Source organism: Aeromonas sp. ZOR0002 (genome assembly GCF_963866995.1).
GTDB lineage: Bacteria > Pseudomonadota > Gammaproteobacteria > Enterobacterales > Aeromonadaceae > Aeromonas > Aeromonas caviae.
This window is the reverse complement of record NZ_CAWMFQ010000393.1, coordinates 21,795-28,766: the sequence shown is the minus strand read 5'-3', so window position 1 is coordinate 28,766 and position 6,972 is coordinate 21,795. Positions and strand designations below refer to the sequence as shown.

The 6,972-nt window shown below is 60.4% G+C and carries 6 protein-coding genes; 1 reads left to right on the top strand and 5 read right to left on the bottom strand.

The window, feature by feature from the left end:
* A partial coding sequence (locus AACR77_RS22125) for an SbcC/MukB-like Walker B domain-containing protein (protein ID WP_042878907.1) occupies positions 1 to 1,958 on the top strand: 1,958 nt, incomplete at its 5' end.
* An 81-nt stretch (positions 1,959 to 2,039) separates the two neighbouring features.
* Here AACR77_RS22125 and AACR77_RS22120 read toward each other — a convergent pair.
* The 5 genes from AACR77_RS22120 to cysK form a co-directional block, all read right to left on the bottom strand.
* Positions 2,040 to 2,585, bottom strand: a complete 546-nt coding sequence (locus AACR77_RS22120; protein ID WP_041214756.1) for a cytochrome b — start codon at positions 2,583 to 2,585, stop codon at positions 2,040 to 2,042.
* A gap of 254 nt (positions 2,586 to 2,839) precedes the next feature.
* Complete coding sequence (crr, locus tag AACR77_RS22115; RefSeq protein ID WP_010673569.1) at positions 2,840 to 3,349, bottom strand: PTS glucose transporter subunit IIA; 510 nt, start codon at positions 3,347 to 3,349, stop codon at positions 2,840 to 2,842.
* A 43-nt stretch (positions 3,350 to 3,392) separates the two neighbouring features.
* Positions 3,393 to 5,120: a phosphoenolpyruvate-protein phosphotransferase PtsI gene (gene ptsI / locus AACR77_RS22110; RefSeq protein WP_041213301.1), complete on the bottom strand. Its 1,728-nt coding sequence runs from the start codon at positions 5,118 to 5,120 to the stop codon at positions 3,393 to 3,395.
* A 44-nt stretch (positions 5,121 to 5,164) separates the two neighbouring features.
* Complete coding sequence (locus AACR77_RS22105; protein WP_005303128.1) at positions 5,165 to 5,422, bottom strand: HPr family phosphocarrier protein; 258 nt, start codon at positions 5,420 to 5,422, stop codon at positions 5,165 to 5,167.
* Between the two features lie 443 nt (positions 5,423 to 5,865).
* A complete protein-coding gene (gene cysK, locus AACR77_RS22100; RefSeq protein ID WP_042878905.1) occupies positions 5,866 to 6,834 on the bottom strand; it encodes a cysteine synthase A in 969 nt (322 codons plus the stop codon).
* Between the last annotated feature and the right edge of the window lie 138 nt (positions 6,835 to 6,972).

The window sequence follows — 6,972 nt, the reverse complement described above, 5'->3', positions numbered from 1 at the left end:
GTCTCGAGCAGCATCGCCACATCCTGCGCGACGGTGAACCTTGCCCGCTCTGCGGCGCCGAGGAGCACCCCTATCACCAGAGCCAGCCGCATGTGGCCGGTATTCTCGGCCAGCTGGCGGAGCGCGTCCGCAGCCTGGAGCTCGAGTGGGAGCGGCTCAATCACCAATACATTCAGTGCGAGAGCGAACGCCAGGAGCTGGCCCGCCAGCTGGCAGTGCGTCAGCAGCATCTACCTGAGCTGGAGACGCGCGCCGAGCAGCTGACCCAGCGTTGGCAGCAGCTGGGCGGTGCCGAGCTGCTGGGCCATCCGCTGCCGCTGCGTCAGAGCCCGATCGAGTGGAACGAGTTGATGAGTACCCTGCTCGGCCGCGGCCAGAGTCTGGAGCAGGGGCTGGCCCGCAGCCAGCAGCAACTGCGCGAGGCCCAGCAGGGGCAGCAGCAGTTGCAGGCCGTGCGCCAGCAGCTGAGCCAGCTGGCCAGCCAGCACCAGCAGTTCGAGCAGCAGTGGCAGGAGGCCGATCGCCAGCGCATCGCTCTGGAAGGGGAGGTGAATGCGATGGGCGAGCAGGAAACGACCCTGCGCCAGCGCCTTGAACAGGGGGGCAGCCGGCTCGACGAGCAGATGGGAGGCCAGCCCTGGCGTCAGTGGCTGGGCAGCCAGCAGTGGCGCGAGTGGCAGCGGGCCTGCGAGGCCTGGCTGCACGGCCAGAGCGAGTGGGAGCGGCTGACCGGCGAGATTGCCAGCCTCACCCCGACCCTGAGTGCTCAGGAGGCGCGCTTGCAGACCCAGCGTGAGCTGCTGCACAAGCTCGAGCGCGACTACAAGGAACATGAACAGCAACGGCAGGGGCTGGTTACCAGTCGTGCCACCTGCCTGGGGGGGGAGGAGATTGCCCTGGTCGAGAGCCGCTGGCAGCAGCGGCTGCAGCAACTTGCCAGCGAGCTGGAGACGATGCAGGGGGCGGCCCGCACCCTGCGCGAGCGCCAGACCGAGCTCAAGACCCGTCTCAGCCATCTGGAGCAGGAGAAGCAGGTGAGCAGCCGGCGGCGACGGGAGGTGCTGGGGCGCTGGGCTGCCCACGCCAGCAGCCTCGGCATCGCCGAATATGATCTGCGCCGCCTGCTGGCCATGAGCCCGGATGAGATCAAGGGGCGCCGCGCCGCCTTGCAGGCGCTGGAGGATGCCCGCGCCGAGGCGCGTACCCGTTTGACCGAGCGGCAGCGGGCGCTGGCGCTGGAGGAGAGCAAGCGGGATCGTTACCGCGAGCATCACCCCGAGCTGGCCGCGTTGGCGCCCCAGGAACTCGACAGCCGGCTGACAGCGCTGGAGGCGCACTGCCGCGCCCTCGACGAGCAGCTGTTCCAGTGCAAGAGCACGCTGGCACAGGCGGAGGCGGCGGCCCTCAAGGCGGGCACCCTGCAGGAGGAACTGGCCGCCCAGCAGGCGGTGGCGGATCACTGGCAGCGGCTCTGTGACCTTATCGGTTCGGCCAGCGGCGCCAAGCTGCGTACCTTCGCCCAGAGCCTCACCCTGGAGCGACTGCTGCTGGAGGCCAACGCCCAGCTCGCCGAGCTCTCCCCCCGCTATCGACTGGAGCGGGTGCCCGGCACCGATCTGGCGCTGCAGGTGGTGGATCTCGACATGGGGGACGAGGTGCGCTCGGTGGACTCCCTCTCCGGCGGCGAGAGCTTCCTGGTGTCGCTGGCGCTGGCGCTGGCCCTCTCCAGCCTGTCGTCGCGCCAGACCCAGGTCGAATCGCTGTTCATCGATGAGGGCTTCGGCACCCTCGATCCCGACAGCCTGGATCTGGCGCTCTCAAGCCTCGATTCCCTGCAGGCGGCCGGTCGCCAGATCGGGGTCATCTCCCACGTGCAGACCCTGGTGGAGCGGATCGGCGTGCAGGTGCGGGTGGAGGCCCTCGGCGGCGGCGAAAGCCGGGTGGTGTTGCCCGGATGACGATGTGTCGCCCATGACCCTCCATGAACAGAAAGGCCCCTGTCACAGGGGCCTTTCTGTTGGTGTGCAACCCGTCGCCGGTTATTTGCGCTCGGGCAGCATATTGGTCAGGGTGTTGTCCTTGAGCACATGGTGGTGGTAGATGGCTGCCGCCGCGTGCAGGGCAATCAGGGCATAGCCAATGTTGGCCAGCGTCTCGTGCAGCTCCTTGATGGTACCCTTCAGGCCGTCGTCGGGGGCGATGAGGGCGGGGAGTGCGAGGCCGAAGAAGGGAATGGGCTTGCCGCCCGCACTCAGCAGCAGCCAGCCCAGCAGCGGGGTGAGGATCAGGAAGCCATAGAGCGCCAGGTGGGCGAGCTTGGCCAGCGTGAGCATCAGGGGGGAGAGCTCGGGCACGATACGCGGTGAAGGGCTACCCACGCGCACCAGCAGGCGCACGACCACCAGCGCCAGGATCAGCAGACCCACCATGAAGTGAAACTCCTTCATCAGGTCGCGGCCAGCCGACCCTTTGGGGAAGATGTCCCTGAACTCCATCAGGCCGTAGACGGCGATCATCAGCAGCAGGGTCAACCAGTGCAGCCCTATGCTCAGGCTGCCATAACGTTGTTCGGTATTTCTCAGCATCGTTGTCTCCTCGCCACTTAAGCGGTTTATCTCTTTTCATCCCGTCTCATATCGAGCCAAAGGACCCACAGGTATCCCTCTTGAGGGTACTCGGCTTGCTTATGCCCGTGTTGATCTCGATAACATTTCTGCCTGTTTGCCGTCATGCTGACCTGTGCGGGAGCCCATGGAGTATCGGGAGATGGAAGGGGCAAAAAAAAACCGAAGCACCAGGCTTCGGTTTTTGGCGGTCGCTGGCGTCAGGCCAGGGCGCATTATTTCTTGATGCGGATCACCGGGGTTTCGCCCACGGTCACGGCGCCAGTCATCTTCACCAGCTCTTTGATCTCGTCCATGTTGGAGATGACCACAGGTGTCAGGGTAGACTTGGCTTTAGCTTCCAGAACGGCCAGATCGAACTCGATGATGGTGTCACCGCGCTTGACCTGTTGACCTTCCTGAGCGATACGGGTGAAACCTTCACCCTTCAGCTCGACGGTGTCGATACCGAAGTGAACGAACAGCTCGATACCAGAGTCGGACTCCAGAGAGAACGCGTGGTTGGTCTCGAAGATTTTGCCGATGGTGCCGTCGCACGGAGCAACCATCTTGTTGCCGGCCGGTTTGATGGCGATGCCGTCGCCGACGATCTTCTCGGCGAAGACGACGTCAGGCACATCTTCGATGGGGACGATTTCGCCGGACAGCGGAGCAAAGATTTCGATGCCGCCAGTGTCAGAACTGTCGTCGGAAACCAGTTTCTTCAGTTTGTCGAACAGACCCATAGTAAAAGCTCCTAGAGATGATTGTCGCTGTTTGCAGCCGATCTTAGCAGACTGCCTTCTGCTTAATAAAGTTATCTACGCACGCTTCGATTTCGGCGGCGGTGGCAAAGCTCAGCGCCTGGTCGGCCATGGCCTTCACATCTTCGAAGTTGGTGTTGCGGATAAGCTTCTTGATACGCGGTACAGAGATGGCGCTCATGGAGAACTCATCCAGACCCATACCCAGCAGCAGCAGGGTGGCGCGTTCGTCACCAGCCAGTTCACCGCACATACCGGTCCACTTGCCATTGTCATGGGAAGCGTCGATCACCATCTTGATCAGGGTCAGGACGGAGGGTGACAGCGGGTTGTACATGGCGGAAATCATCTCGTTACCACGGTCGACAGCCAGGGTGTACTGGGTCAGGTCGTTGGTACCGATACTGAAGAAATCCACTTCCTTGGCCAGATGATGAGCCATCACGGCCGCGGCCGGGGTCTCAATCATGATACCCACTTCGATGGATTCATCAAAGGCTTTGCCTTCGGCACGCAGTTCGGCTTTCAGCGTCTCCACGGTAGCCTTCAGGCTGCGGAACTCTTCGACGGAGATGATCATCGGGAACATGATGCGCAGTTTGCCGAAGGCAGACGCACGCAGGATGGCCCGCAGCTGGGCGTGCATGATGTCGGTGCGATCGAAGAAGATACGCACGGCACGCCAGCCCAGGAAGGGGTTCATCTCTTTCGGGAAATTCATGTAGGGCAGTTCTTTGTCGCCGCCGATGTCCATGGTACGGACGATGATCGGTTGATCCGGCATGGCTTCGGCCACTTCTTTGTAAGCCTTGAACTGCTCGTCTTCGGTCGGCAGCGCGTCACGGTCCATGAACAGGAACTCGGTACGGTACAGACCCACGCCTTCGGCGCCGTTGCGGATGGCGCCTTCGGTATCCTTGACGGTCCCGATGTTGGCGCACACTTCGACCTGGTGGCCATCCAGAGTGATGGCAGGCAGGTCTTTGAGCTTGGCCAGCTCGTCCTTCTCGGCCTGGAACTGGGCCTGGAACTTCTTGGCTTCGTTCAACTGGTCGGCGGTCGGGTTGATGATGACCTGGTTGTTGATCGCATCCAGCACCAGCATGTCACCGTTCTTGACGCGCTCGGTAATGTCGTTGGTGCCCACGACGGCCGGCAGCTCCAGGGAGCGGGCCATGATGGAGGTGTGGGAGGTACGGCCACCGATGTCGGTGACGAAGCCCAGCACGTATTTCAGGTTGATCTGAGCGGTTTCAGACGGGGTCAGGTCTTTGGCGACCAGGATGACCTCTTCGTCGATGGTGCTCAGGTTGACAACGGCGATGCCCAGTACGTTCTTGACCAGACGGGTGCCGATGTCACGGAAGTCGGTGGCGCGCTCACGCAGATAGGGGTCATCCAGATCGGCCATCATCTTGGCGTACTGTTCGATCACCTCGTGAACGGCTCTGTCGGCAGAGGCCTTGTGTTCTTTGATGAAGGATCTGATATCCCCTTCCAGCTCTTCATCTTCGAGCAGCATGATGTGGCCTTCGAAGATGGCCTCTTTTTCTTCACCGAAGGTGCGACCGGCCATCTCTTTGATGGCTTCCAGCTGTGCGGCTGATTTGGTGCGGGCTTCGAGGAAGCGGTTGATCTCGGCATCAATCTGTTCGGCGGGAATCTTGCCCTGATTGATAACGATTTCATCTTCTTTCAGAAGAAGCGCCTTGCCGAATGCGATACCGGGGGACGCAAGAATGCCAGATATCATAATCCTTCCTATTAAAACGACTGTGGGGGAGGAATAAAGCTGGATTACTCCAGCTCGTCCATCAGGGCAACCAGCTTCTCAACGGCTTTCTGAGCGTCCGGGCCGTCAGCCTGGATGGTCACGTTGGTGCCTTTGGTCAGACCCAGGGTCTGGAGCTTGAACAGGCTCTTGGCGCTGGCGGATTTGCCACCGGAGACCACAGTGATCTCGCTTTGGAATTCTTTGGCTTCTTTCACGAACTGAGCTGCAGGACGGGTGTGCAGGCCGTTTTCAGCAGTAATAACAACAGACTTCTCGTACATGGTTTCACCCCATATTATTGATATTGTTTGGAGAGATGGTCGCCAATGAGGCTTCCTGTCTCACCGTGTCAGTATGGATATGTTGTAAAGTAACGAAATCAGACCTGCAATGGTTTAATCCAGGTCAATTTTCTGTGCAGTATTCGGCGTCGTGGCCAGGTATTTTTTCGCTATCAGGCTGCAAGCCGCGTCAGGACTGGCTTGAAATTATTTTATAACGAAAAATAACACTTTGTTACCTTGTGATACCTTGCCAGCAAACACCTCGTGACGCCGCACAGGATATGAGATTTATCACAGAATGTCTGCTTTTTTTGTCATATCCAAGTTTGTTATTTTACCCCAAAAAATAAGGGGCCGAGTGGCACTGGTGGCTAGAGAGTTTAGCGCATAATGAAAACGGCGCTCCGAGGAGCGCCGTCGTTTTGGTGTTGGCTGATCAACTACTGCTGCAATTCCTGCTCGCTGAACACACCGGCGAAGAGGGCGCTGGAGAGGTAACGCTCGGCGGCGCTCGGCAGGATGACGACAATCGTTTTCCCTTCGAACTCCGGCTGCTCGGCCAGACGGTTGGCAGCGACCACGGCAGCGCCGGAGCTGATACCGGCCAGGATCCCTTCCTCTTCCATCAGGCGGCGGGCCATCTCGATGGCTTCGTCACTGCTCACCTGCTCGACGCGGTCCAGCAGGCTCAAATCCAGGTTGCCCGGGATGAAGCCGGCGCCGATGCCCTGGATCTTGTGGGGACCGGGCTTTATCTCTTCACCCGCCAGTTTCTGGCTGATGACGGGGGATTCGCTGGGCTCGACCGCCACGGAGACGATGGCCTTGCCCTTGGTCTTCTTGATGTAGCGGGAGACCCCGGTGATGGTGCCGCCGGTGCCGACGCCCGCCACGAACACATCCACCTCGCCATCGGTGGCGTCCCAGATCTCGGGGCCAGTGGTCTGCTCGTGGATTTCCGGGTTGGCCGGGTTTTCAAACTGTTGCAGCAGCACGTACTTGCCCGGCTCGGATTCGAGGATCTCGTTGGCCTTGGCAATGGCGCCCTTCATGCCGAGGGGGCCTTCGGTCAGCACCAGGTTGGCACCCAGGGCCTTGAGCAGTTTGCGGCGCTCCAGGCTCATGGTGGCCGGCATGGTCAGGGTGATGGGATAGCCGCGGGCCGCAGCCACGAATGCCAGGGCAATGCCCGTGTTGCCGCTGGTGGGCTCGATGATCACCTTGCCCTTGGTCAGCACGCCGCGTTTCTCGGCATCCCAGATGAGGTTGGCACCGATCCGGCACTTGACGCTGAAGCTCGGGTTGCGGCTCTCGATCTTGGCCAGCACGCGGCCCTTGGTAACACGGTTGAGACGAACAAGCGGGGTGTTGCCTATGGTCTGGCTGTTGTCCTCAAAAATTTTGCTCATGGTGCTATCCCTGTGTTTGTTAAGGCGATGAAACAAGATTACCCTGTGGTTTCTGAATGAGAAGTGACGAATCGTTATAACAATATGTTATTACAACATATAGAACTTATTCTCTCTTGCCGAGGGGGCTCCCGCTGC

What these genes read in the sequence shown, in the direction of transcription:
- AACR77_RS22105 (WP_005303128.1), bottom strand. Translation starts at nt 5,422, where the DNA reads ATGTACGAGAAGTCTGTTGTTATTACTGCTGAAAACGGCCTGCACACC.
- cysK (WP_042878905.1), bottom strand. Translation starts at nt 6,834, where the DNA reads ATGAGCAAAATTTTTGAGGACAACAGCCAGACCATAGGCAACACCCCG.
- AACR77_RS22120 (WP_041214756.1), bottom strand. Translation starts at nt 2,585, where the DNA reads ATGCTGAGAAATACCGAACAACGTTATGGCAGCCTGAGCATAGGGCTG.
- crr (WP_010673569.1), bottom strand. Translation starts at nt 3,349, where the DNA reads ATGGGTCTGTTCGACAAACTGAAGAAACTGGTTTCCGACGACAGTTCT.
- ptsI (WP_041213301.1), bottom strand. Translation starts at nt 5,120, where the DNA reads ATGATATCTGGCATTCTTGCGTCCCCCGGTATCGCATTCGGCAAGGCG.